Source organism: Pelagibacterium flavum, from assembly GCF_025854335.1.
GTDB classification, from domain to species: domain Bacteria; phylum Pseudomonadota; class Alphaproteobacteria; order Rhizobiales; family Devosiaceae; genus Pelagibacterium; species Pelagibacterium flavum.
The window spans coordinates 481,224-506,098 of sequence record NZ_CP107716.1 but is presented as its reverse complement, the minus strand read 5'-3'; the positions used below and the strand labels follow the sequence as shown (position 1 = coordinate 506,098).

General features: G+C 59.9%; 20 protein-coding genes and 1 pseudogene. 7 read left to right on the top strand and 14 right to left on the bottom strand.

Annotation, left to right across the window (positions count from 1 at the left end):
• Positions 1 to 13: 13 nt before the first annotated feature.
• A complete protein-coding gene (locus tag OF122_RS02545; RefSeq protein WP_264226288.1) occupies positions 14 to 838 on the bottom strand; it encodes an enoyl-CoA hydratase/isomerase family protein in 825 nt (274 codons plus the stop codon).
• Positions 835 to 2,535 (bottom strand): AMP-binding protein, encoded by a 1,701-nt coding sequence (locus tag OF122_RS02540; protein ID WP_264227737.1) that lies wholly within the window; start codon positions 2,533 to 2,535, stop codon positions 835 to 837. The genes OF122_RS02545 and OF122_RS02540 overlap by 4 nt, the downstream gene beginning before the upstream one ends.
• A 154-nt stretch (positions 2,536 to 2,689) precedes the next feature.
• Here OF122_RS02540 and OF122_RS02535 point away from each other — a divergent pair, with 154 nt between their 5' ends.
• Positions 2,690 to 3,160 carry a MarR family winged helix-turn-helix transcriptional regulator gene (locus OF122_RS02535; RefSeq protein ID WP_264226287.1) on the top strand — a complete coding sequence of 157 codons (471 nt, stop codon included), beginning with the start codon at positions 2,690 to 2,692 and terminating at the stop codon, positions 3,158 to 3,160.
• A 212-nt stretch (positions 3,161 to 3,372) separates the two neighbouring features.
• Here the strand turns inward: OF122_RS02535 and OF122_RS02530 are convergent, their stop codons facing one another.
• Positions 3,373 to 4,428 (bottom strand): enoyl-CoA hydratase/isomerase family protein, encoded by a 1,056-nt coding sequence (locus OF122_RS02530; RefSeq protein ID WP_264226286.1) that lies wholly within the window; start codon positions 4,426 to 4,428, stop codon positions 3,373 to 3,375.
• A gap of 143 nt (positions 4,429 to 4,571) precedes the next feature.
• Between OF122_RS02530 and OF122_RS02525 the strand changes: the two genes are divergently transcribed.
• Both OF122_RS02525 and OF122_RS02520 read left to right on the top strand, forming a co-directional pair.
• On the top strand, positions 4,572 to 5,912 hold the full coding sequence (locus OF122_RS02525; RefSeq protein ID WP_264226285.1) for an NAD(P)H-dependent oxidoreductase: 1,341 nt from the start codon (positions 4,572 to 4,574) through the stop codon (positions 5,910 to 5,912).
• A 135-nt stretch (positions 5,913 to 6,047) separates the two neighbouring features.
• On the top strand, positions 6,048 to 7,157 hold the full coding sequence (locus tag OF122_RS02520; protein WP_264226284.1) for a pyridoxal phosphate-dependent aminotransferase: 1,110 nt from the start codon (positions 6,048 to 6,050) through the stop codon (positions 7,155 to 7,157).
• A gap of 44 nt (positions 7,158 to 7,201) precedes the next feature.
• Here OF122_RS02520 and OF122_RS02515 read toward each other — a convergent pair whose 3' ends face one another.
• Positions 7,202 to 7,612: a c-type cytochrome gene (locus OF122_RS02515; RefSeq protein WP_264226283.1), complete on the bottom strand. Its 411-nt coding sequence runs from the start codon at positions 7,610 to 7,612 to the stop codon at positions 7,202 to 7,204.
• A 449-nt stretch (positions 7,613 to 8,061) separates the two neighbouring features.
• On the opposite strand from OF122_RS02515, the gene cysQ reads away from it, so the two are divergent.
• Positions 8,062 to 8,967 carry a 3'(2'),5'-bisphosphate nucleotidase CysQ gene (gene cysQ / locus OF122_RS02510; RefSeq protein ID WP_408636291.1) on the top strand — a complete coding sequence of 302 codons (906 nt, stop codon included), beginning with the start codon at positions 8,062 to 8,064 and terminating at the stop codon, positions 8,965 to 8,967.
• Between the two features lie 80 nt (positions 8,968 to 9,047).
• On the opposite strand, the gene OF122_RS02505 is transcribed toward cysQ, so the two are convergent.
• Positions 9,048 to 10,484, bottom strand: coding sequence for a mannose-1-phosphate guanylyltransferase/mannose-6-phosphate isomerase (locus tag OF122_RS02505; protein ID WP_264226282.1), 1,437 nt, complete (start codon positions 10,482 to 10,484; stop codon positions 9,048 to 9,050).
• Positions 10,485 to 10,489: 5 nt separating this feature from the next.
• Positions 10,490 to 11,929: a phosphohexomutase domain-containing protein gene (locus OF122_RS02500; RefSeq protein ID WP_264227735.1), complete on the bottom strand. Its 1,440-nt coding sequence runs from the start codon at positions 11,927 to 11,929 to the stop codon at positions 10,490 to 10,492.
• 419 nt (positions 11,930 to 12,348) lie between these two features.
• Between OF122_RS02500 and OF122_RS02495 the strand changes: the two genes are divergently transcribed.
• On the top strand, positions 12,349 to 13,245 hold the full coding sequence (locus OF122_RS02495; RefSeq protein ID WP_264226281.1) for a hypothetical protein: 897 nt from the start codon (positions 12,349 to 12,351) through the stop codon (positions 13,243 to 13,245).
• Between the two features lie 472 nt (positions 13,246 to 13,717).
• Here OF122_RS02495 and OF122_RS02490 read toward each other — a convergent pair whose 3' ends face one another.
• From OF122_RS02490 to OF122_RS02480, 3 genes are read right to left on the bottom strand one after another with little or no spacing between them, the layout of a single operon-like run.
• On the bottom strand, positions 13,718 to 15,082 hold the full coding sequence (locus OF122_RS02490) for a class-II fumarase/aspartase family protein (protein ID WP_264226280.1): 1,365 nt from the start codon (positions 15,080 to 15,082) through the stop codon (positions 13,718 to 13,720).
• A 13-nt stretch (positions 15,083 to 15,095) separates the two neighbouring features.
• Entirely contained in the window at positions 15,096 to 16,067 is a 972-nt protein-coding gene (locus OF122_RS02485) for a TAXI family TRAP transporter solute-binding subunit (RefSeq protein ID WP_264226279.1), read from the bottom strand.
• A gap of 46 nt (positions 16,068 to 16,113) precedes the next feature.
• Positions 16,114 to 18,219 (bottom strand): TRAP transporter permease, encoded by a 2,106-nt coding sequence (locus OF122_RS02480; protein ID WP_264226278.1) that lies wholly within the window; start codon positions 18,217 to 18,219, stop codon positions 16,114 to 16,116.
• Between the two features lie 117 nt (positions 18,220 to 18,336).
• Here OF122_RS02480 and OF122_RS02475 point away from each other — a divergent pair, with 117 nt between their 5' ends.
• Positions 18,337 to 19,056 (top strand): GntR family transcriptional regulator, encoded by a 720-nt coding sequence (locus OF122_RS02475; RefSeq protein ID WP_264226277.1) that lies wholly within the window; start codon positions 18,337 to 18,339, stop codon positions 19,054 to 19,056.
• A gap of 346 nt (positions 19,057 to 19,402) precedes the next feature.
• On the opposite strand, the gene OF122_RS02470 is transcribed toward OF122_RS02475, so the two are convergent.
• Together OF122_RS02470 and OF122_RS02465 are read right to left on the bottom strand one after the other, a co-directional pair.
• On the bottom strand, positions 19,403 to 19,753 hold the full coding sequence (locus OF122_RS02470) for a flagellar biosynthesis repressor FlbT (protein ID WP_264226276.1): 351 nt from the start codon (positions 19,751 to 19,753) through the stop codon (positions 19,403 to 19,405).
• A gap of 64 nt (positions 19,754 to 19,817) precedes the next feature.
• Positions 19,818 to 21,359, bottom strand: coding sequence for a flagellin N-terminal helical domain-containing protein (locus tag OF122_RS02465; protein ID WP_264226275.1), 1,542 nt, complete (start codon positions 21,357 to 21,359; stop codon positions 19,818 to 19,820).
• 254 nt (positions 21,360 to 21,613) lie between these two features.
• On the opposite strand from OF122_RS02465, the gene OF122_RS02460 reads away from it, so the two are divergent.
• Entirely contained in the window at positions 21,614 to 22,294 is a 681-nt protein-coding gene (locus OF122_RS02460) for a TadE/TadG family type IV pilus assembly protein (protein WP_264226274.1), read from the top strand.
• A 138-nt stretch (positions 22,295 to 22,432) separates the two neighbouring features.
• Here the strand turns inward: OF122_RS02460 and OF122_RS02455 are convergent.
• From OF122_RS02455 to OF122_RS02445, 3 genes and pseudogenes are all read right to left on the bottom strand, one after another.
• A pseudogene (locus OF122_RS02455) lies at positions 22,433 to 22,864 on the bottom strand (VIT1/CCC1 transporter family protein); the annotation flags it as partial.
• Positions 22,861 to 23,265: an OsmC family protein gene (locus OF122_RS02450; protein WP_264226273.1), complete on the bottom strand. Its 405-nt coding sequence runs from the start codon at positions 23,263 to 23,265 to the stop codon at positions 22,861 to 22,863. The gene OF122_RS02450 and the pseudogene OF122_RS02455, both read right to left, overlap by 4 nt.
• A 380-nt stretch (positions 23,266 to 23,645) precedes the next feature.
• Positions 23,646 to 24,848: an MFS transporter gene (locus tag OF122_RS02445; protein ID WP_264226272.1), complete on the bottom strand. Its 1,203-nt coding sequence runs from the start codon at positions 24,846 to 24,848 to the stop codon at positions 23,646 to 23,648.
• Positions 24,849 to 24,875 lie beyond the last annotated feature (27 nt).

Here is a 24,875-nt window from a genome sequence, read left to right as displayed (position 1 = left end):
GAACCTGCTTTTTTCATCTGCCGACAAACCTTGCCTTGCGCTTTTCCATGAAGGCTTGTGGCCCTTCGCGCGCGTCCTGGGAGCGCACGACGACCTCGTAGGCTTCATCTTCATATCCGAAACCGTCTTCGAGACTGGCACCGAAAGCCCGTCTCACCGTGCGCTTGATTTCCCGAACTGCCACCGGACCATTCGCCGCGATCGTTTCGGCCATCTGCATGGCACAGGGCAGGACCTGGTCCTGTGGCACGACCTTGTTGATCAGGCCGACCGCCAGGGCCCGGCGAGCATCCATCGGATCACCGGTCAGAAGAAGCTCCATCGCTAGGGCCTGCGGGATCTGACGCGGGAGGCGAACAAGGGAACCGGCAAACGGGATCAACCCGCGTTTGGCCTCGGGCAGCCCGAAGATTGCGCGCTCGGACGCAATCCTGAGATCGGTGGCAATCATGGTCTCCATGCCGCCGGCCATGCAGGCGCCGTTAACGGCGCAGATGACCGGTTTGTCGATCTCGACCTTGCGCAGGGCCGACCGGTCCATGATCGATCGATCCGCCAATATGGCGCGATCCCATTCTGTTTCAGCCTGTCGCGCGCCCGTGAGCAGCGGCAGGGTCAGGGCGAGGTCGCCGCCCGCGCAAAAGGCCTTGTCTCCCGCGCCGGTCAAAACGAGCACGCGCAAATGATCATCGCGATTGAAGCGCTCGAACGCGTCAGCCAGCCTGCACGCCATTTCGGGACTGATGGCATTGCGCGATGCCGGGCGATTGAGGGTCAGAAGGAGAATGTGCCCCAGCTGTTCCTCGAGGAGATGCGGTTCTTGCTGGCTGACGCTCACGACAGTGTCCCCTGCTCGATCATGGATCGCGCAAGGTCGCGAAGCGCAACCTTGCGCACTTTTCCGTTGGCGGTTTGGGGCATGCGAGGAAGGGCCACGACATAGCGCGGCAGCTTGTGCCGCGATAGCGTCTTGCGACACCAGTCGCGCAGCAAGCTACCATCGATCTCGCACCCCGGCCGCGGCACGACGAACGCGCAGATTTCCTCGCCGAATTCCGCATCAGGAACGCCGACTACCTGGGCCTCGGCGACATTTTCGTTGCCCAGAAGATGATCTTCTATTTCGACAGGATAAATGTTCTCGCCGCCGCGAATGATCATGTCCTTGATGCGGCCGACAATGCGCAGGTAACCATCACCGTCCAGGACCCCCAAATCTCCGCTGTGAAGCCAGCCTTCGCTGTCGATCGCCTGGGCGGTGCGTTCGGGCATGTCGAAATACCCGGCCATCACAAGGAACCCCTTGATGAGCAACTCCCCTTCCGCTCCGGTCGGGACCGTGTGCCCGTCTATAGGGTCGGCAATACGAATCTCGACATAGGGCAGGGGCACTCCGGCGGTCGATATCTTGCGATCGAAGGGATCGGTGGGCACGGTCTGGGTGATGATCGGGCTGCATTCGGTCATGCCCATGATGATCACCGGGTCGGCGCCCGTCCGCTCGTTCAGCTCGCGCATGAGAGATGGGGGGATTGCGGTTCCGCCCGTATAAGCTACGCGCCAGCCTGCAAGGTTGCGTCGCCCCGATACGAGCGCTTCATCCTGCAGCATGCGAACATACATGGTGGGAACGGCATTGGTGATGGTACCGCCATGGGCTTCGATGAGGTCGAGCATTCTTGTGGCATTGAACTGCTCCATTGTCACAAGGCAGCCGCCCACAGCGGCCATGCCGATGACGTTGCAGACACAACCGGCGGTATGGAAAAGCGGCATGGCCGAAACCATGACATCGGTTTCCCGGTATCCCGCCCTCCGCCCCGCAAGCATCGCGTTGTTGATCGTACCGGAATGGGTGAGCATCGCGCCTTTGGGCTGGCCCGTCGTGCCGCTGGTATATTGTATTTGCACGATGTCCTGCGCGGTCACTGACGCCGCGCGGCGCTCGAGATGGGCATCATCGACGTTTGCGCCCTCTGCGACAAAGTCGGCAAATGTGCTCGCTCCGGCAATTGCAGCCGCACCAATCCCGATGATGCGCCGCAGATCGGGATAGGTATGGGCAGGCGCGCCGTTGTCGTCGCGCGCGGGCTTGCCCAGCATCTCTCCAATCATGCCCGCCACGTCGTGACCACGGTATTGGCCCGTCGCGAACACCATGCTGACCCGGCCCTGACCAAGAAGATAGTCGAGCTCGGACCGTCGAAAGGCCGGATTGACCGTAACGAGCACGGCGCCAATCCTGGCCAGGGCATATTCGAGCAGGATCCATTCGGGGCAATTTGGCGCCATGACGGCGACCCTGTCACCGTGATTGACCTGTGCAGCCAGCAGCGCTTTCGCCAGATCATCGACCCGCCGGTCCAGCTCTGCATAGGTCCAGCGCAGCGCCGGGCGATCATCGTATTCGTCAAATATGATTGCCGGACGGTCAGCATGCCGCCGGGCCTGCTCGCGCAGCAAGGCGCCCAGGGTAATGTCGAGCAGGCCCGCCGCGTCGGTCTCAGCGTTCCAATGCGACAATCCCGGCTGCATAGACACCTGGCTGCTCCAAAGCGGTTTGCAATTTTGATGGTCTCGGGCAATAGCAATCAGAGACAGGGGAACTTTGCTCGAGCCATTATGTTCGTGTTAGAATTGTTCGATATCGAACAATATTGAATTTGCTTGAGGCGTCAAGGAGAATTGAGTGGACCGCAAAACCGACAGGGTCACCAACGCTGGCAACGAACCTGAAAGCGCCGGAGACGTCCTTGGCTACAAGCTGCGCATGGCCCAGATCCTGGCTTTTCGGGCGTTTGAAGAACGTCTCACCGATTACGGCAGGGCGCCGCGCTATCTCGGTCTGCTGGCCGCCATTCGCCAGGAGCCCGGCCTGTCGCAGAACCGGCTGGCAGAAATGGTGGCCCTCGGGCGATCCAGTCTCGTCAACATTCTCGATCAGCTCGAGGCCGACGACCTGCTTGTTCGCAAACCCGCCCCCGGTGACCGTCGCCGCAATGGCGTGTGGCTGACCGACAAGGGCAACCAGACCGTGGATGCGCTCCTGCGAGAGGCTCGGAAAGAAGAAGAGCTACTGACCAAGGGCCTTGCCGCAGAGGACGTTCTGGCCCTCAAGACGTTTCTGGACAGGATCATCGACAACTTGAGAATGCTTTGAGTATCGCAGCTCCAGGCTGAATCGGCATTCAGGCGTTTTTGGTAGGCGCTGCGCAACATCCCCGAATGAAAGGGTGAGTTTGAGGCAACGCCGTCTCGTACCCACTCCCCTGTCACCCCGGGGCTGGTTCCCGGGGTCCAGCAGCATTTCCACAATCGACAACCCTATCGGGGCACCAATAACTGCCCCAACTTGGCTCTCGGTTTGGCGCCCTACCCGACCGCCTCCGCTGCCCCCAGCACCCGCTGCAGCGCAGTAACGTCCACATCGGCCAGCCGCGCCGGCTCCCATTTGGGCGCCTTGTCCTTGTCCACCAGCACCGCGCGCACCCCCTCAGCGAAATCGGGGCGCATGGCCATATGGCGGGCCAGCGCCAGATCATCCTCGAGAATGGCGCGCACGTCGCGCTTGTGCCGCGCCCGACGGTGCGACAGCACGATGGCCACAAGCGAGGTCGGGCAATGGCGGGCAATCGAGGCGTAGAGCGCCGCGGCGCCCGGATCGCCATCCTCGGACCAGTCGAGCAGCCCTTCGACGATTTTTTCAGCGTCCGGCGCGGCAAAAATCTCGGCCAGTGAATCAGAAAGCGCGCAAAAATCGGCCGCGCCCGCATCGATCGATTCCGACTGGATCAGCGCCGTGATCGCCGTATCGGGATCGCCCGCCTGCGCCGCGTCGATCACCCGGCCCCGCAAGTCCGCCAGCGCGTCCTCGGGCACCATGGTATCGGTCAGGCCTAGGGCAATGGCGTCGGCCGCACCCACCGTTTGCCCCGACAGCAGAAAGGCCAGCGCCCGCGCCTCGCTGGCTTGGTAGAGAATGGCGTTCACCCCCACGTCGCAGAAAAACCCGATGGCGGCTTCGGGCATGGCAAACCGGCTCGATGGCGTCGCGATCCTGTACCGCGCATGCGAGGAAATCCCGATCCCGCCGCCCATGACGATGCCGTGCTGGAGCGCAACGATGGGTTTGCGATAGGTCGCGATCAGCCCGTTCATATCGTATTCGTCGGCAAAAAAAGAGAAAACGGGCCGTGTGTCTCCGGCCATCGCCATCTCGCGCGTCCTGCGCACATCACCGCCGGCGCAAAGCCCCTTTTCGCCCTCTCCCTCGATCAGCACGGCCCGCACATCGTCATTTTCATCCCATTCATCGAGCGCATAGCGCACCGCCCCGATCATCTCGGCGCTCAGCGCATTGATCGCCCTGGGCCGGGTCAGCCTGATGATCCCGCACCCGCCCTCGATTGAAATGGAAATCTCGTCCATGAGCCGCTCCCTGCTTTCCTTGTTCATACTGATGGCAAGCGAGAACCAAGGAAAGACGTTCCCGCTCTATTTCCAATGGAGCGCAAAATGATCTAGACAGGCGCCACACCAGTTCCAATTTGCACAAAGAGCCCCCAAGGGTCATGACAATTTCCAAAACGGGTATCGCGCGTGACCTCAAGCGCCTGAACGACACCGGCAAACCGGTCCGTCTGGGCATCATCGGGTCGGGCGAAATGGGCACCGATCTGGTCACCCAGGTCTCGCTGATGGACGGCATTGAAATCGCCGCCATCTCCACCCGCCGCCCCCACACGGCAATGGCCGCGATGGACATCGCCTATGGCGCCGGCGAGGGCAAGGCCCACGCCAGTGAGGTGGGAACCCGCTCGGCCATGAGCGCCGCCATCGATACCGGCAAGATCGCGGTGACCGCCGATACCGAACTGATGGTCACCGCTCCGGAAGTCGATGTCATCATCGACGCCACCGGCAAGCCCGGCGTGGGGGCCGATTTTGATCTGCTCGGCATGGAGCACGGCAAGCATCTGGTGATGATGAATGTCGAGGCCGACGTCACCATCGGCGCTTACCTCAAGCACGAAGCAGACAGGCTCGGGGTCATCTATTCGGTCGGCGCCGGCGACGAGCCGTCCTCGTGCATGGAACTGATCGAATTCTGTTCTGCCCTCGGGCTCGACATCGTCGCCGCCGGCAAGGGCAAGAACAATCCCTTAAACCACGACGCGGTGCCCGACGATTATCGCGAGGAAGCCACCCGCCGCAACATGAACCCGCGCATGCTCGTCGAGTTCATCGACGGGTCGAAAACCATGGTGGAAATGGCCGCCATCGCCAACGCCACCGGGCTCGTCCCCGACCGCCCCGGCATGCACGGTCCCAACGCCGATCGCGAATCTCTGGCCAGGGTTTTGATCCCGCGCGCCGATGGCGGCGTGCTCGAAAAATCCGGCGTTGTCGATTACACGATCGGCAAAGGCGTGGCCCCCGGCGTGTTCGTCGTCGCCAAAGCCACCCATCCCCGCGTCGTCGAGCGCATGGACGATCTTCACGTCGGGACCGGTCCCTATTACGGGTTCTTCCGTCCCTATCACCTCACAAGTCTCGAAGTGCCGCTCACCGCCGCCCGCATCATGCTCTATGGCAAGCCCGACATGGTGCCGCTCGCAAACCCCGTCGCCGAAGTCTGCGCCCTGGCCAAGCGTGATCTGGCCGTCGGTGAAACATTCGATGCCATTGGCGAGACCTGCTATCGCTCCTGGACAATGACAATTGCCGATGCCCGCGCCGCCCGCGCCATCCCCGTCGGCCTGCTCGAAGGCGGGCGCGTCACCGCCCCGGTCAAAAAGGGTGAACTTCTCACCGCCGCCAATGCGACGCCCGACACTTCGACCAAGCTTTTCGCCCTCCGGCAGCGCCAGGATGCGATGTTCCACCTCGGTCCACTGGCCGTAACGGTCTAGAGTGGGGTCAGGATCCGAAGGGCCGCGTCAGCGAAAAGTTGCAGACTTTTCCGGTTCGACCTCACGAACAAAAATGACTTGGGCGTAAGGCCCAAGTGCACCGAGGGTCCATTGGGCGTCACAATGAGGAAAACCATGGCCGGACCTGAACTCGCCGCCATTATCGCAAACCTCCCCGCCACCGTTCCCTTCGTTGGTCCCGAGGTCATCGAGCGCAAGACGGGCATCAAGTTCCGGGCGCGGCTGGGCGCCAACGAAAGCCCCTTCGGCCCGTCCCCAAAGGTTATCGCCGCCATCGCCGAGGCGGCACCGGATGTCTGGACATATGGCGACTCTGAAAATTACGAATTAAAAGAAGCACTTGCCCGCCATCTGGGCACGCCGATGGAAACCATTTCCATCGGTGAAGGGATCGATGGCCTGCTCGGGCTCACCTGTCGGCTTTATCTCGAACCGGGCGACAAGATCGTCACCTCGCTCGGCGCCTACCCCACCTTCAACTACCACGTCGCCGCCCAGGGCGCAGAACGCGTCACGGTTCCCTACGACGAAAAAGACCGCGAAAGCCTCTCGGGACTTTTGGACACTGTTTTGGGCGTCAAACCCAAAATCGTATATCTCGCCAACCCCGACAATCCCATGGGCACCTGGTGGAGTGCCAACGAGATCACCCGCTTCGTCGAGGCCATTCCGGACGACACCCTCATCATCCTCGATGAGGCCTATGGCGAAACCGCGCCCGCCGGCACGCTGCCGCCGATAACGCTCATGCGCCCTAACCTCTTGCGATATCGTACATTTTCAAAGGCCTATGGCCTTGCCGGCATGCGGGCCGGATACGCCATTGGCACCCCCCAGACCATCTCGGGCTTTGACCGCATCCGCAATCATTTCGGCGTCACCAAACTTTCCCAGATCGCCGCCACAGCGGCGCTCGCCGATCAGGATTATCTCGCCCGGACCCTCACATCCATCGCCGCCGGCCGCGACGACATAGCGAGCCGCGCCAAGGGCTTGGGCCTCGAACCCATCCCTTCAGCCACCAACTTTGTAGCGATCGATTGCGGCGCCGACGATACCTATGCAACCATGCTGCTCAACGAAATGCAGGCTCGCGGCATCTTCATTCGCAAGCCCGCCGTACCCGGTCTGAACCGTTGCATAAGAATGAGCGTGGGCACACCAAAGGACATTGGCCTTGCCTGCGATGTCCTGGAAGACGTCATTAAAGGAACCAGCAGTTAAGAGAAGTTCGGGTTGGCTACCGATCCCCCCGATCAACGAGCGGCCTAGTCCTGCAGTGATTCCACATAGTCGACCAGGGCGGTGATCCGGGCGCGGATCAGCAGTTCGGCGCCATAGGGGCCCGCCGTATCGCCGATATCGGTGGAATAATGCGCGCCCCAGATCGGCATCGGGGAGCCGTGACCGCGCACCACTGCCCGCCCATCCACTGTCTGAAACACATAAAGATAGGGGAACACCCCATCGTTGTTCTCGGTCAGCTTGGTGAGATCGGTGGGTTCGACGTTGAGATGGGCGGCAAACTCGCCGTGCCCCCGGCCGTCCGTGCCGTGGCAGGCAGCACAAGAGCCCATATACTCGTCGCGGCCCAGCGCATTGTCCTGCGCAATGGCCGGTATCGCGCAAAGTCCGAGCGCGAGAGCGAGTGTAGTCGTTAATCGGGCATGGTTCGACATGGTGTTCCTCCTGTTCCCATATCGTTACTATCCCACGCTCCGCTCCTTCCGGCATTGACGCCCGTCAAGGGCGCCCCCCGCGGTTCTTGACAGCAGGTGGCACCATCCTATGCGCCAGGGTTCTCGGCCCCGCGAAGATAGGTGCGCTTGAGAAGCATTGTCCTTGCGACCGGTAGCTCACCCGGACCCTCGCAGCCATCGCCGCGGGCCGCGACGAAATAATGAGGCGCACCAAGGGTCTGGACCACACCCGTCCCCTCGGCCACCGACTTTTTAACGACCGATTGCGGCGCCGACGACACCTACCCAACAATGTTGTGTGGTGCCTCAACAGGTTGTCCTCGGCCTGACCGAGGACAACCTAATGAGAGCTCACATCTAGCCACTGTTCCATAGACCGCGCTCCCCGCGTATAGAGGGGCGGCGCCCCGTCAAAATTACGAGTTAAAATGATGCCCACGGCCCAACCACCTTCCGCCGCCTCCATGGGGGCGGGCGAAGTGACCGACATTTTCAATGCCGTTGCGCTTGAAGCCGGAATCTTGGTCCTTTCGATCTACGGTCGAAAGTTCGAGGTCACGACAAAGAGCGATGCTTCGCCCTTGACCGAGGCCGATACGGCCGCCGAAGCCTTGATCCTCGAGCGTCTGGCAGCCGCCTTTCCAGATATTCCCGTGGTCGCCGAAGAGGCTGTCGCCAACGGGACCATCCCCGAGTGTGGCGGGCAGTTCATTCTTGTCGATCCGCTTGACGGATCCAAGGAATTCATAGCGCGCAACGGCGAATTTACCATCAACATCGCCTTGATTGAAAACGGCATTCCGGTGGCTGGCGTTGTCTATGCACCCGCCCTCAAGCGCATCTGGTGGGGCAGCACCGGCGGCGGGGCCTTTGTCTCGCTGGTCGACAATCACCAGCTCCTGGAGTCCATGCCCATTGTTGTGCGTGCGGCACCGCCGCAAGGATTGACCCTCGTGGGCAGCCGCTCCCATGGCAGCGGAGAGAACGACCCCCGGCTCGCCAGCCTACCGGTCGCCGACTTCACTTCGATGGGCTCTTCGCTCAAGTTCTGTCTTGTGGCCGAAGGGGGGGCCGATCTCTATCCTCGCTTCGGACGCACTATGGAATGGGACACCGCGGCAGGCGATGCGGTCTTGCGCGCTGCCGGCGGCCAAGTGCTCGATCTGGACGGTGCTCCGCTTGTCTATGGCAAGCGCAACCAAGACCATGACACCGATTTCGCCAACCCCCATTTCTGGGCCGTTGGGGACGGCGCCATAATTCCTTCGATCTGCAAGGGCGCCAAGATGGTACAGCCTGCGCTTAAATCCTCGTCGTCCTCTCTGTCTGATTAGTCTCTGTTGCAGGGCGAACTCGCCCCCGGCCTACTGCGATTTCCAAATCGAAAGCGCGATCCTGGTTATTTGAGCCCAGTTCACCCTCGTCCGAACTCGTCCTCGATCCTGATGATATCGTCTTCGCCCAGATACGACCCGGTCTGAACTTCGATCAATTCGAGTTCGATCTTGCCCGGATTGGACAGACGGTGGATAGCGCCTTGCGGGATATAAACGCTCTCGTTCTCGCGCAGGGTTTTTGTGTCTTCGCCCACCTGGACTTCGGCCGTGCCCCGCACCACCACCCAGTGCTCGGAGCGATGGAAGTGCTTTTGCAGGCTTAAGCGCTTGCCCGGTTTGACGAACAGGCGCTTGACCTGGAACCGCTCGCCATTGAGCACCGAGGAATACCCGCCCCATGGGCGATAGCTCGTCTGATGGGTTTCGGTGAGGTTGGCCGTGACCGGATCGGCTTTCAGGCGCTTGACCATATCGCCAACAGATTGTGCCGAGGACAGTCGCCCAACATAGATGGCGTCTTCGCTGGCCAGCACGGCAACGTCGTCGAGCCCGTCGACAACCACATGGTGCTTTTCGGAAATGACCAGTGATCCCGAGATCGCATTGAGCGTCACGGGACCAATTCCAAGATTGTTGTTTTGGTCACGGGCCCGGCTCTTCCAGACAGCATCCCAGGATCCCAGATCGGACCAGTCGATCGCTGCGGGCACAACGGCTGCCTTTTTGGTCTTTTCAAAGATCGCGTAATCGACGGAGATGTTGGGAGCGTTGGCAAAACTCTCGGCGTCGAGCCGAAGAAAGTCGAGATCCTTTGTTGCCCGATCAACTGCGCTTCTGACAGTGCTGGCAAGCTCTGGTGTGAGCGCTTCACATTCTGAGATGAACACTTCGGCTGCAAAGACAAACATGCCAGAGTTCCAGAAATAGGTCCCGGCATCGACCATCTGCCGCGCCCGCTCGGTATCGGGCTTTTCGAGGAACCGCATAACGGCTCGGGCGCCGCCCTGGCCCACATCACCCGCCTCGATATAGCCAAACCCGGTGGCCGGTTCGGTAGGCGCAATACCGAAGGTGACAAGCAAACCAGCTTTTGCTGCAACCTCTGCTTTGTCGAGCGCTGTGACATAGGCCGCATCAAGAACGATCTTGTGGTCCGAGGGCAGCACATGAACGATCGTGTCGGGCTGATCCTTGCTGGCGACCAGCGCGGCTGCGAGAATAGCCGGAGCGGTGTTGCGGGCCACGGGTTCGAGCACGATGGCCGCAAGCTGTAACCCAAGCTCGGACGCCTGTTCGGCGACAACGAAGCGATAATCCTCGTTGGTCACAATGATAGGGGCGCCATAGCGGGGGTCTGAGGACAGTCTTAGAAGGGTATCCTGGAACAGGCTGTGCTCGCCGGCGAGGGTCAGGAACTGTTTGGGTCGCGACGAGCGCGACATCGGCCAAAGCCGCGTTCCCGTGCCCCCGGCCAGAACGATCGGGGTGATACGCCCGGTTGTCGTGTTTTCCATGCCCATCACTCCCGGCGTCCAAAATGATGGTTGAGCCGTGCCATCATTGTTTCCAATAGCCGATCGGTTGCCTCGACGGTGTCGGTCTCGACATAACACCGCAGTTCGGGTGCGTTGCCCGACTGGCGGAAGTGGACGATCGAACCATCGGCCAGACTCAACCGCGTCCCATCTGTGGTGTCGATTGCCAAGAGGTTAGAAAGGATCGGAGCAAAGGCCTTTCGCGCCTCAAGTGATCCGGCCATTATCAAACAGAACCTCGTGCCCTCTTGCGGGGCTATGTCCTTGAGCCGCGCGGCCTTCATGACCCGCGGCGGCAGCGAGGCGGCAAGACGCGAGACCGGATCGCCGGAGGCCTTGCTTGACGCGAGAACCGCCACGATGGGCAATACCGCATCCCGCGTCGGCAAGGGATCCACTACCCCATCATCAAGACTGAACGCGGTTTGCACGAGAAAGCCGCCATTGGCTTCAAACCCGACCACGCTGTCGTCGCCCCTTGCCATTGCCTGGTTCATGGCCTCGACAACGAAGGGCGAGCCGATCCGGGTGCGAATGACAGTTTCAAACCAGCCGCTCAGCTCGATCCCGCTTGTTGAGGTCAGCGGCGTTACGACGGTGTTGGCCCCGAGGAACCTGGCGGTCAGAGCGCCCAGCACATCGCCATTGATTTGTTGTCCGCTTTCATCGAGCAGCAGCGGACGGTCGCCATCCCCGTCGGTTGACACCACGGCATCAAGGCCATGCGTGTTAAGGGCATGCCGCATCTGGTCCATATGATCGGCGCTCACCGCTTCGGTATCGACGGCAACAAAATCCTCAAGGTGGCCAAAGCAAAAGCATTCTGCCCCGAGGCTTTCGAGAATGTCGGCCAGAAGATCGCGACCCACAGCCGAATGGGCAAAGACGCCAATGCGCAGTCCCGAAAGACTGGAGCTGGAAAAGCTCGAAATGAAGCGGTCGGTGTATTCCTGGGCGACCTTCTCTTCGACGGCTGGCAGATCGGCAGGTACAAAGGTCCAGCCCGCAGCCAGAACGTTCTCTGCGGCCGCACCGATTGGCGCTTCATCGGATTTGAGCAGTTCGCCATCGGGGCGATAGAATTTAAGACCGTTGTAGTCGGGCGGGATATGGCTACCCGTCACCATGATCGCCGCAATATCGCGTTTGAGAGCGTAAGCGGCAAGCGCCGGCGTCGGCACAGCCCCACCATAGATCGGTCGCCAGCCGCTTGCCGCGACCGCACCGGCAACCATTGCGGCAATCGCCCGGCTCGATGACCGCAGATCCGCCCCGATCGCCACATCGCGGGTGTCAGCGACCGAACATGCAGTTTCGAGAAACCCGCGGACATAGGCGCCCACCAAGTCCGGTGTGAACGCCGATGCTCGGCCACGCAGTCCCGATGTGCCAAACTTGACGGCACAAGGCAATAAAGCCGTCATGGCGCAAAACGACGGTTGTGGTGCGGCCGCCTGTCCAGAACAGCCACCATGCATGTTGGACTTGGCTTTTTCCATGGCAAGATTGAGAGCGAACGGGTTGCTCGTAAAGCCACCCACAAAACTTTCATAGACAAAGGTCAGCCCTACCCCGCGACAATCAAGCTCAACCGGCGGTGCAGCAAGTTTCCGATGCCGCCCGTATCGATTTTCGTGTTCTCGCATAATCTATCCAGATTCGCGAGAGGACGTGACAGTTGCCTGTGCTGGCACGGCCCATGAGCGTCGCCTTTTGGCACGCTCCCGGGAACCCGTTAAAGCCTCTCGCTTGGCGCCGCGAAACAATTACAAAATCTTGGTGTTGTGACTTTCATGGTCGCGGCGGATCCTTGATCCAATGGTTAAGGATTTTGGAGTCCGAGATGACTGAAATGTACAATAGCGGGTATCCAACTGCCCTTTTGTCCGTGGGAATGTATTACGTCTTTCTTTTTGACGACCGCGCAAAGCTGTGGTGGATCGATAACGCCATTGAGGCCATGCACTTTGACGTCTTTAAGGTGCAGACCGATCCGCTCGAGCCTGACGCGGCGGCAGCCATGCCCCGGTTTGACCTGCCGGGCGGGGATGCCAGGCACGATCAGATTCTGGCTGATCGGTTCACCCAAGCACATGGGGCACTGGTTGCGCTGCAACGCGACGGCTTTGCCATCGCAGAAGGGCATGCCCACCCACGCTACCGCCAGTTGGGTGCCGTAATGGCCTGGCTCAACCACCTCTCTGAGATTGGCGCCGAGAGCGCGCTCGATCTGCTGGTCTGCGTTGACTGGTGCGATATGTATGCGCGTTCCCAGAGCTGGCTCGCAGATGTCAGCCACGACTGGCTGGGCCAGGCCAATTATCTTGCCCCGATCACCACCGAAGAGGGGGTGGGCCACCGGGTGCCGGCCGGGGACGGGTTTTACTGGACAAGGCTTCTCACGCCCGCCGGCTTTATCCACGAGTCCAATATGTTGGGTCGGCGCCTGTGCCCGATAGCGGGGTTTTGCGCGGGGTTTCCCTCACTTGATAATCCGGCTGCCGGGGTTTGGTCGCTTCGCGACTCACAGGGCCAGTCGATGCTGAACGTGGAGCTTGTCTGGGCGGGCCTTAGCCAAAAGAGCGGGTGTCTGAGCCAATACGAGGTGGCCCGTGTCGAAGCCGGAACCGGCTTTGAGCACTGCCATCTCTACCGGCTCGAATCGCTCGGCGCGCATTTGTCGGCGGCCGGCCGCGCGCTCGGTATAACCAAACTGGCTCAAGAGCTCGGTTGGCTGTAATCGCGGCGGATCTGGCGATCGGATCGCCCTCGTGGCGTTATCACCGATCCTCAACCAAACCGGTGCTCTGAGGCGCCTGAATTTGACACGCGAGCCGCTCTCAGGCCTTCGCACCCATGGCCAGCATCACGGGTCCGCGGGTCGCGCCTGCGCCCCGGCTTACGGGTGCCGGCTTGTGTCATCCGGGCCTGTAACCTGGCTCCCTTCAATACGGTCTTTGATCGGAAAGACTTAGCCAAATGGCGTTGCCGATTCAGTCCGACGCATAAACTCCAACGCCCAGGTTTGAACCTTCGCAAATGGTGACTGGCATCCGGCGCCCGCAACAACGGGAATACTGGCAGCGACATGACAACCGCTTAAGAAAAACGCCAGTGCCCATTGGGCGCCCCCGCCTTTCAGTTCAGCCCGCTTGCCGATCAGACGGCCGAAGAAATGAGCGGCCCGCTTCGCCTCGCGCTATTTGCCCCTATCACTGATTGGTCGGCTCTGACCCGCTGTCGGCATGGTCAAACGCTACAGTTTTCAACACCAGTTCAATCATCCCCTGTGCAGCTTCCACCTGCGAGTCAAAGCACAGTGCCTTTACGGGAAGCGGTGTGCCAGCGACCTGGCTGAACGCAGTTTGGAGTTCTGCACCTGTTTCGGTCACTTGCCGCGCGACCTCATGCAAAATTCGATGCGCCTCCACTCGACCGATCCGCTCCGCAAGATGAATCATCATCGCTTCACTGTAGATCAACCCATTGGTTAAGTTCAGATTTGCTGCCATGCGGCTCTCGTTCACCTCGAGTCCCCTCAACAGTTCTTCTGCCAGTGAAATGGCACCCGAAAGCTGTTGGACCGCATCACAAAGGGCGGCACGTTCGCGGTATCCGTTGCCAATGCCACGTTCATGTTCTTGCAGCATCGCACCAAGCAGCATCCCCGGCACGTGCTGAACGCTCCGAGCTGCTTCAATGATCGCCTCGCAGATCACGGGGTTCCGTTTTTGCGGCATGGTTGACGAGCTGCCTCTACCTGCTGCGGCAGGTTCAGAGAGTTCCCCCACCTCGGTCGACATCTGGTGCGCCACATCCCCTGCCATCTTTCCAAGCGCAGCCATATAGGACGCTACAGCGCTCGCCAGTGCCGCCATGCGATCACGGGACGTGTGCCAGGAAATATCAGGCTCGGACAGCGAGAGCCGAATGGCCAGCCGACGGCGGACCTTCATGCCGTCCGGCCACAAAGACGCCAGTGTTCCCACAGCGCCCCCGAATTGCAGAACCGACGCTTCATCCAGCGCACGGCCAAGTCCGGCTCGCGTTCTTGCCAGCTGATCGAGCCATAAGGCGATCTTGTAACCAAACGAAATCGGCACGCCGTGCTGCAATTTGGACCGACCGGCGATCGGCGTGTCTCTGTGCCGATGGCACAGGGCTGCCAGCAGCTGTTCGACTCTCCTGGCATCGGTCAGCGCCGTGCGCAATGCCTCTCGCAGCTGGAGCACCTGGGCGGTGTCCATGACATCTTGCGTTGTGGTGCCAAAGTGCACCCACTGTCCATTTTCGCCGGCGAGATCGGCCAGCATCTGCACCAAGGGCACGATCGGGTATCCCACCGTCGCAGCTGAATGACGCAGCGCGTCAAGATCGAGGTTCTCCGGGCGACACGCGGCAACGATATGGTCCACGGCGCCAGATGGTATGATCCCAAGACTGCCCTGGACTTCAGCCAGGGCTGCTTCGAAGTGCAGATATGCATCGACCGTCCCGGATTCGCCGAAGACTCTGGCTGCGCGCTGATATCCCGTCGTCTGAGACAACAGCCCCGGTGCGGTCGATGCAAGGCTCATGCGATTGTCCGATCTATCGTGGAGCAATTGCTGCCGGGATCGAAAAGCCGATCTCTTCGTAATAGCGGGCGGCCCCGGGGTGGAGCGGAATGAAGGTATTTCTCAAAATGTTTTCCGCAATCGTGTCCTTGGCGGCGGCATGAGTGGAAATCATGCGTGCGTTACCCTCAATGACGGCCTTGGTAATCTCGTAGGCCACGGCGTCCGACATTGACGCGTCAACGACCACGAAATTCCACATCGCCACGGTCGATAAATCCTGCTGGGGCGATGTGTAGGTGCCTTGGGGGATATTGAACTCGACCACATAGGGATTGGTATCGAGAATGCCTTCTACGGTCTCATCGGACATCCCGAAGATGGTAACGTCCTGCGTATTTTCCAACTCGGAGATCGAGGGATGGGGAACACCACCCGCCAGTATGACTGCGTCCAGGCGACCGTCAGCGAGTTGGCTGGCCTGATCGCCGATACCCCCATATTGGAGTGCCGCCCCGATTTCCAGGTCATCGAGCCAGCGTTCCCAATAGATGCCGCCCGTCCCTGACCGGGGACCTGCGCCAACCCGCTTGCCATCCAGGTGCTGGAGCGAGGAAATCCCACCGTCGGCCAGTGCGACCATCTGGAACGGTGTGGGGTACATCGAGAAAAGCGCGCGCAAATCGTGATAGGAATTACCGGGGTCGAGTTCGAGCAGTCCGTTCATCGCTTCATAGGCCGGACCTGCCGTTGTCATGGCCAGTTCGGTCTGACCTGATTTAAGGAGAACGAGGTTCTGTGCCGGCCCCTGTGTCTGGCGGGTTGAGGTCGGGATGCCCACCTCACTGCTGATCAGTTGCGCCAGCCCCTCGCCATAGACGGCATACACGCCTCCGGGCGACGCCGTCGAAATGGTCATTGAGGACGGTGCTTCTTGTGCTGAAAGCGGCAGAGCAGCCGTTGTCGCGATCGCTGCCGCCACAAGTGTCCTGGTAAAAATAGTCATGAGTTCCTCCTCGGTTGACTTTCTCTGGTGGGTGAAGGGATAAAGCTCAAGCTGTCCTGCGAGAACGAAGACTTGCGTTGCGTCTGGTCCAGACCAGCAAAGCAACAGCGATGACGAGCCCGGCGATGTCGGTGGAAACGCTCGACCAGAGCAACAAAAGCGCGGCAACGAGAGCAAAGAGTCGTTCCATGGCGCCGATGGCACCAAACATCTGTCCTTCTCCAGCGACTGCGATCAGATAGATCGCGAGCAATGCCGTGGCAAAGACGTGCGCTGTCTCAAACCATGCCCCTTGCAGCAAAATTTCTGGGCTGGTGTAGAACATGAAGGGAAGAACGAAGGCCGCAATTCCGAACCGCATTGCGGCAATCGAGGTTGGCCACGGCTTTCCGCCTGCGATTGCAGCTCCAGCGAAGGCCGCAATGGCTACAGGGGGGGTGATCGCGGAAATGACTGCGCAATAGAACACGAACATGTGGGCCGCCAGCGCTGAAACGCCCATCTGTTGCAGTGCCGGTGCGACAACCGCTGCAGCGATAGCGTATGCCGCTGTCGTGGGCATGCCCATGCCAAGGACAATAGAGACCAGCATGGCCAGAATGAACGCAAGCACCTGACTGTCGCCGGCCACCGACAGCAGTAAGGACGAAAAACGCCCCCCAAGGCCAGTCAATCCCAACACGCCCACAACTATTCCGGCGCAAGCCATTACGCTGATGAGCTGCAGCGATTTGCGCGAGGAATCGGCCAGCCCCCGATAGATCGTTGTGGCCATTGTTCTGACCACTCTGGGCAGTTGATCGGCCTTGCCCAACAGGAACGCCAGAGCCACCATAGCCAGCATGCTCAGGACCGTTGCGATAGCCCCGGCATAATTGACCTGCATGCCAGTCCACGGCAGAACCACAAAAAGAATTAGGGGCAATGCCAGCACCTCGGAGCGCAGCCCGATTTCGCGGCTCATCATCACAAGCAGCGTCGCTGCGAGCCCCCAGGTACCTGCAGCAATGATCGAATAGCCTGAAAGCAGCAGATAGAGCAGCACCACCAATGGCAGCAGCATAAAGGCGTCGCGCGCCAACGCGCGCATTTTTGGCAGTTCGCTGCGTGGAATGCCGTGCAGACCAAGCCGGAGCGCCTGCATATCCACCGTCATAAATATTGCTATATAAAAGAGCAGGCAGGGCAGCACTGCGGCCACGACGATCTCAGAGTAAGGAATGCCGGTGATCTCGGCCATTATGAAAGCCCCCGCGCCCATAATGGGTGGCGCGAGTTGCCCTCCTGAAGACGACGCTGCCTCAATCCCGCCCGCGCTTTCGCGCGAGTAGCCCACCCTGCGCATCATCGGGATGGTGAAGGTGCCTGAAGCCACCACGTTGGCGACGGCCGAGCCCGAAACGGTGCCAAAGAGCAGCCCGGAAACCACCGAAACCTTTCCGGGCCCACCGCGGGCGGCCCCGAACAGAGCCATGGCCAGACGCATGAAATATTCGCCTGCGCCGGAAGCTTGCAGGAAAACGGCAAAGGCGACAAAAAGGACGATGTAGCGCGACGAGGCGGCGACCGTCATGCCAAAGATCGCGTCCTGGCTGTAGAGGAACGAGAAAAGATTGTCCGGTTGAAAGCCGGAGTGCCGAAGGATCCCCGGGAGCCAGGGGCCGGCAAAAACATATGCCACAAAAAGCAGGGCGATCACCGGTAGCACCAGGCCCGAGACCCGGCGTGCGAATTCGAGAACGATTAGCGTGCCGACGACCCCGCAGGCAAAATCTGCAGCCGTGGTGATCACGCCGGTGCGCATGATGAGCTGATCAAGGTTGATCGCCACGTAGGCACTGCAAGCAACGGCCCCTGCTACCAGCAGCAAGTCCGGAAGAGCGACGTAAAGCAACTTTTCACGTGAGCGCGCCTTGAGCCCGACAAAAGCCAGGATCGCGCCCATGTTCACATGCACGACGCGATAGACCCATTCGTCAATCGACCAGAAGTTCAGAACGGCGAGATGAAACAGCGCGTATGAGACTGACAGGGCGCCCAACGCAATGGCCAGGACTCCGGGGAGGCTCCGGTCCAGCCCCTCGGCATCGAGTTCATCAGTCTCCACAGGATCCGAGACGCCAGCGCGCTCGCTCCCTACCGCGTTGTCCATGGTTTTTCCTCCCAGAAAACTTGTACGAACGAGTTGACATGTACGGACATTATCCAGTAGAAGAGCAGCGGTCAAGCTGAAACTTGTTATTCGCGCTGTCCCCAGGGAGGTTGAAAAGTGAAGAAACGCTACCCCGAAGTTGTAAGGCAGATGCTGGCGGACCTGCGGGCCGGACATTTCCAGGTCGGTGCCACCATGCCGAGCGAAGCCGTCCTTTGCGATCAGTTCGGCGCGAGCCGCTCCACCATTCGGAACGCTCTGATGCAGCTTCAAAAGCTCGGATTGATCGAGCGGCGTCAAGGCGCACCGACCCGGGTGCTTTCGACCGAGCCTCCTCCCAGCTATGTGCACACGATGTCAGCGACAGGCGACTTGATGGAGTTCGCAGGACCGTCCTGGCGCCAGGTGCACTCCATCACGCCCATGATTGCAGACGAGGCATTGGCCAAAAGCCTTCAGGATCGGCCGGGGCGCCGGTGGGTGCTGATCCGCCAGACGCGTCACATCGACGGGCAGGAGGCGCCGGTCGCCTGGACCGATATCTATCTGTGTGAGGACTACGCAGACATAGCCGAGGAGGTGCCCGACTACGCCGGTCTCGTTTACACGCTCCTGGAGGAACGCCATGCCGTTGTAATCCGGGAGATCCATCAGTCTGTGCGTGCTGTCCCCGTCCCGGCCGCCCTCGCGGAAGCCCTGCAGGTGCAACCTGGGGCGCATGCGCTCGAACTTCGGCGCTGCTATCGAGACGCGGATGGAGTGAACAGAATAATTACTGTCAATACCCTGCCGGCTCAGCATTACAGTTACGAGATCATTCTTCGTCGTCAAATATGAAATGGCGACCGTGAAAGGGCCGCGCTGCCTGAGGCTGGCTTTGCCGCCACGCCCGAGTTCGTCGTTGACATCTGAGAGGACGGCCAAGGCTTTCCCAGTGCAGACGAGTGCAAGTCCAGATTTGCACACTATGCGAGCGATGAAGACGCCGCTTTCCTCGCGAGACGTCTCGATGGTCTTTCGTCAACTGATTTTAAGCGTGGCATAATTCCGCGCGGCTTCGGTGCCGGCCCATCTGGCTTGCTCGTCATTTGCCGTATCTTCATCTCAGAGAACGACAGCTATCGGTAGAACCGTTCAGCAAAAACCAGGTCATATCAATGAAGAGGGCGGATGGTGCGTTCGCCTAAAATTGGGCAAATTTTCGCGCCGCCTTCAGCGCCGTAAAGATCGAACCGGCTTCGACATGGTTGAGGACATGCTGAACCTCAGCACGTTCATCATCGCTTAGCGTCTCAGAGATGGCTTGTACGATTTTCATGTGCTCAGCGCTCTGGGACAGGTAAAACTGCTGCATGTGATAGTAGATTCGGGCCCGTGGAGTTTGGGCTTGCTCAAGGGTGATGCTTTCGCTCTCGCGCATGACCGGAAGGTCGCCCTCGATGATGATCGTGGTGTAGCCTTCCGAAGCAACCGTCAGCCTGGATGTCGCGATAAGAAGTCTCTCGCCCGCCTTCAAGTTGATCTTCAGCGCCATTGTCACCTCCAACGAAAAAGGCGGTCCTTCTGGACCGCCTCCTCGCTTAGCCGATTTGCTGCTCTTAGAACAGACGCAGGACGGCCTGATCAGCCTGCGAAGCCATCGACAGAGCGGTCGAGGACAGCTGCTGGCGGGTCTGCAGGGCCAGAAGGTTGGCGGCTTCCTCATTGGCATCGGCCAGGGTGAGGTTGGACGCGCCGGTTTCCAGCGTGTTGATCATGTTCTTGGTGAAGTCCTGACGGTTTTCGACGATCGAGAGGTTCGAACCGAAGGTCGAGGACTGCGACCGGACTTCGTTGATCGCGGACTTTACGTCTGCGAGCACGGAGTCGATGTTGGCGTCGCTGTCGAGGTCAGAGGCTTCAAGCGTGGTCGGAACGCCCAGATTGCCCGAGTTGATGGTCTCGCCACCTTCGGTCTGGATGTTGATTTCCGACGTGCCGGTCTCGTTGAACGTGATCTGCAGGTTGTCGCCGCGCAGCAGGTTGATACCGTTGAACGATGCGTCGTCTGCGATCTTGTCGAGCTGGTCGCGCAGTTCGTTGAACTGGTCGGCCAGACCCGCACGAACGGAGTTGCCTTCGATCGAGTTGGCGCCAGAGGACGTACCATCGACGTTGCCGTCAGCGCTGACACCACCCACGTTGAGTTTCTGGGTCGACTGGTTCTCGATGCGCAACTTGCCGTTGTCGTTCGAGGCGCGGATTTTGCCCTCAAGTGCTGAGTTGTTGTTGATCTCAGAAACGAGTTCATCAACTGTCTTGGTGTCGCCGCCGTCGGCACCGCCGGTGCCGCTTGCATTGCCGAGGCCGGTTGTATCCGTCACAGAAGTGGTGTTGCTGTCGACATCGCCATTGAATGTATAGTTGGTGACGGCGACCGACGAACTTGTACCATCCGTATCCGACGCAATTGTGATGGTGCCGCCGTCATTTGTGGCCGTCGCACCCGTAATCTTACTGTTGAGAATGCTTGTTAGTTCGTCAGCATCGTCGATCGTGTTGTCACCGTTGCCAACCGCTGCGGCGTCTGTGGCATCGATGGTGACTGCTTGGGTGGCACCGCCGTCTACGGCAATATCGAAGGACAAGGATGCCGTGTCAGTACCATCATCGAGGTTAATCGCGCTACCAAAGGTGTAGCTGACTTCGCCCGCGGTGCCCTTGGTCAGGTTGACGTCCGCAGCTGTTGCGCCAACCGCGCCGCCGGAGAACGAAACCTTATCGCCGGCAACAGACGAATCTTCCATCGTGTAGGACGCGGTCTGGAACGACTTGTCCTGACGGGCCTGACGCAGCGTCGACTGCATGGATTCCAGCGTCTTGGTGATCGAGGACAGGCCGTTATCGGCAGCCTCGAGCGTCTGGATACCATTGGCCATGGAGTCCAGCAGCGAGTTCATGTCGCCGGCGCGCGAGTTCAGAGAAGAGGCAGTGAAGAAGTTGGTCGGGTTGTCCAGGGCCGAATTGACCTTCTTGCCGGTGGCAAGCTTGGTCTGGGTTGCCGACATCATGTCAGCAGTGTTCTGGAGGGAGAGCAGGTTCGAGCGAACCGCCTTCGAGAGCGTAATATCAGACATTTTTGGCACCTTATTCTGGGGCACGGAAAACTCGGGCTTCTGCCGAGGTGAACGAACTATGCTGGTCAGGCTCTAACAACAGGTAAACAAACGCGTCTGAATTTACATGACTTGCCCGGCAGTGATCCGGGCACGCAGATGTGTAGAGATAGATCAGAACCAATCACCAGCGCATTATTCGCTTTTTACCGCGCTGTTGCACGCGCGATTAACCGTTGCCGTGGGATCGTCCGGATCGCCTTCAGGGGCCCACACGACACCGGAGGATTGGATCGGGCATGATGAACCGCTTTGACAGGGCACGCGAGCTTGGCTGTTCCTTCTGCGGCGCAACAGGAGGCTTGGCAGCCGTCGAGTTCGCCTTGATCGCACCGTTCCTGCTTTTGCTCTTTTTGGGATCGGTCGATATCAGCCAGGCGTTGACCGCAGACCGCAAGCTGAACACTCTGACGAGCTCGCTCAGCGAACTTGTGGCCCGCCGCGCAATCGGGGAGACGTCCCAGTCCGAGATCATCGACTATTTCTCAATCAGTGAAGCTGTGATGCGTCCGTTCGATGTCGAAAGGACTGGAATGCGCCTCACAATAGGCATCCCGGTTTCCGAGGGTCAGGCGGAGGTTATCAGCAGCGCTGCCGCCAACGGTATGGCTGCCCGAGAAGCAGGGGACCTGATCGACGTCCCGAGTGGCCAACTCGTTCTGGCGGCGGGAAGATGCGTCGTGATGGCAGAAGGTCAATATCCCTTTGCGCCCCTGTTTCGTTTCGTCTTCCAGTCTGACGTTCCACTCTCTCAACGCAGCTTCTCGATTCCGCGCCTAACCAGCGAAATTTGTCGAGAAGCCGAAACAATGTGTGCGGGTTACAGTCCCAGCATCACGCCGGGCCGCAACTGCAATGACCGCCACAACAGCTGGGGAACTGGCAATGGCAAAGGTGGCGGCATTACCAACAACAGGTAAGGGTGCTTCCAGGGCGACCAGCCTTCCAGGACGAGGCTGGCTCCACCTGCGATTTGAAGCTAGTGCTATTCCTGCAGCGGCCGGGCGGCCAGTCACAGTCTGGTGCCGGACTAGAAGTGCAGCTCAATGTCGAAAGCCGCGCGCGGTAGTCACCTCCGAGATGCCAAGCTCATCGTTTGCGTGGGCAGCAAGTGCGTCTTTGGCCGCCAGTTGGTCGGCGACTTGCTGCGCAAGCTCATCGGACAGGCCACGCATGACGTAGATGTGCGCGAGCTCCTCCTTCTCAGATTCAGGCTGTGTCTCAAGCTCTATCCGTTCTCGTTCGAGGTCCGCTTGCTCCGTGTCGGACTGCGAGCTGACCGAGACATACTCGCCTGCCGCCATCGACATTGATCCAGCAACCAGTCCGGCAACCCCCGCGACAAGAATCTCGGAAGTCCCCTGTGCTGCCGAGGCAACGCCGACGATGAGGCTGGCTGTCGAAACGATGCCATCATTTGCACCCAGGATTGCTGCCCGCAACCATCCGATACGCGAGACGAGATGCTTCTCCGTGTGCAGCCTACTCATACCTGCCTCCGAATGATGCCGTTTAGTGCCGTCGCCGCAGCGGCAGTATTCGAGATCGTGCCATATTTTCGGATGTTCTTGTGCAGCAATTCCAGCCGCTGGTCTGTCTCCTGCGTGTCGATCGTAAGAACGTAGTCGATGGAGATCATCTTGGGAGGGCTGTCCTGCCGAATGCCGTGGATTTCGACGTAAGCGCCCTTGAACTCAAAGTGCAGCATAGGAGCAACGCGCTCGATGCCTTTGAGAATGCAGGCCGCGACCGAAGCCAGCATCAATTCTGCAGGGTTGAAGGCATCAGTTCGACCAACTGGATCGGTATCGAGATGGATCTGTGCGGCCTTTGCCGTGGCGATGGACCCGTGAGCATCCACCCGGCGGGCTTCGATCTTGTATTCAAGCATTTCTCAATCACTTTCCAGGGCACAACAAGCACGCCGCACGCTTGTGCCCATAGTGTAGCAAAAAGACTGGTCGACGATATTGACCTGAATCACGCCAGAGCAGGCGCGCTCCACCTTGCCACCAAATACGCAGGAGGACGGGCATGTCCTGGGCAGGATCATCGGATCCGCAACTTCTGAGAAGTCGGGTCCCCCCCCCCCCCGCCGCTCAAGCCAGACCAGTACGCTGACACCCACATCGCTGGTCAGTCCGAACTGGACCGCACATACGGTCTTCTGCCGAACGACCATTGCCCTTGTTGGAATTTCTGGGCGGATCGAAACGATAGCGGGTTAATGCAGGACCACTGTGCCCGAACGCATGATTCCGCTGATCCGGCTCAGATTTGCAGATGTGTGCCCTCAGCCGTGCCGCCACTGGACCCCAGATCGAAGAAAAGCGTCATCGCCGCCACCACGGCTATCGCCGCCACGATAATCATGACGGATGCAATTGAGCCCGTCCCCAGCGCCTGCATCAGGAAAGCACCTGCGGAGGGCGCCAATGCGGCAGCGATCAGAGCTGGGGCAGCAATCGAGCCCATGACGTGAGGATAGTTGCTGGAGCCAAATACGACGAGAGGAATGGTCGCCCTCGCAATCGACCACAATCCGTTACCGGCTCCGTATGCGACAAGCGCTGCTCCGGCGTGAATCCCAAGGCCAAGCCCCAAGAAACCTAAAGCGACGAGTGCGGTTGCGAAGATCATGGTCCAGATCGGATGATACCGCCCTCCAGCGAGCTTTTCCACGACCCTGGCACCGATCTGGGCGGGGCCGATCAGTGCTGCCAGGCCAACCGAAGCCGGACCGGAATAGCCGCTCGCACTCAAGATGACGATGATGTGCACCGACCAGAAGGACGCTAGCATGGCAAGCGTTATGCTTGCGACCAAGATGCACCAGAAAGGACGCGAGAGAACGAGCGGTGAGAGTTTTGAGTCCTGCCGCCCTGTCTCTGCCGATGGCTCAGCCGGACTGCCGCAAGGGAGGACAACAGCACACAGCGGAGCCGTCAGAACGATGTGCAGGCCGGCAAACGCCAGACACGCATACCGCCACCCGACCATATCAACGAGAACACTCAAGATTGGCCAGCATATGGTGCTGGCAAAACCGCCCCAGAGTGTAAGCGTGGTGATTGCAGACTTGGCGTTGACGCCGAACAGTTTTCCCAGTGTCGAGAAGGCGGCGTCGTAGAGGCCGGCCCCCATTCCGGTGCCGATGATGATCCATGCAGCCCAATACATCGCGAGCCAGTGCGCAAGGCTCAAGGCGACCAGACCTGTCGCGATCAACAGCATGCCGCTCGTAAGCACGATCCGGCCATCCCTGGCTCCGATGGTGCGTCCGACCGAGCGCGAGACTAGCCCGGACGTCAATAGGCCGATCGACAGTCCCAGAGCAACTTGTGTCGCGGACCAGCCGGTTTCGATCTGGATCGGAGCGGAGAGAATGGCCAGCAGGTAATAGGTCGTGCCCCATGAGAAGATCATGACGACACCAAGCGCCGTGGTTATTCTGGTCGTGCTGGTCTCGCTCATTGTGCTTTGGCCCTCCTTCACCGCGTT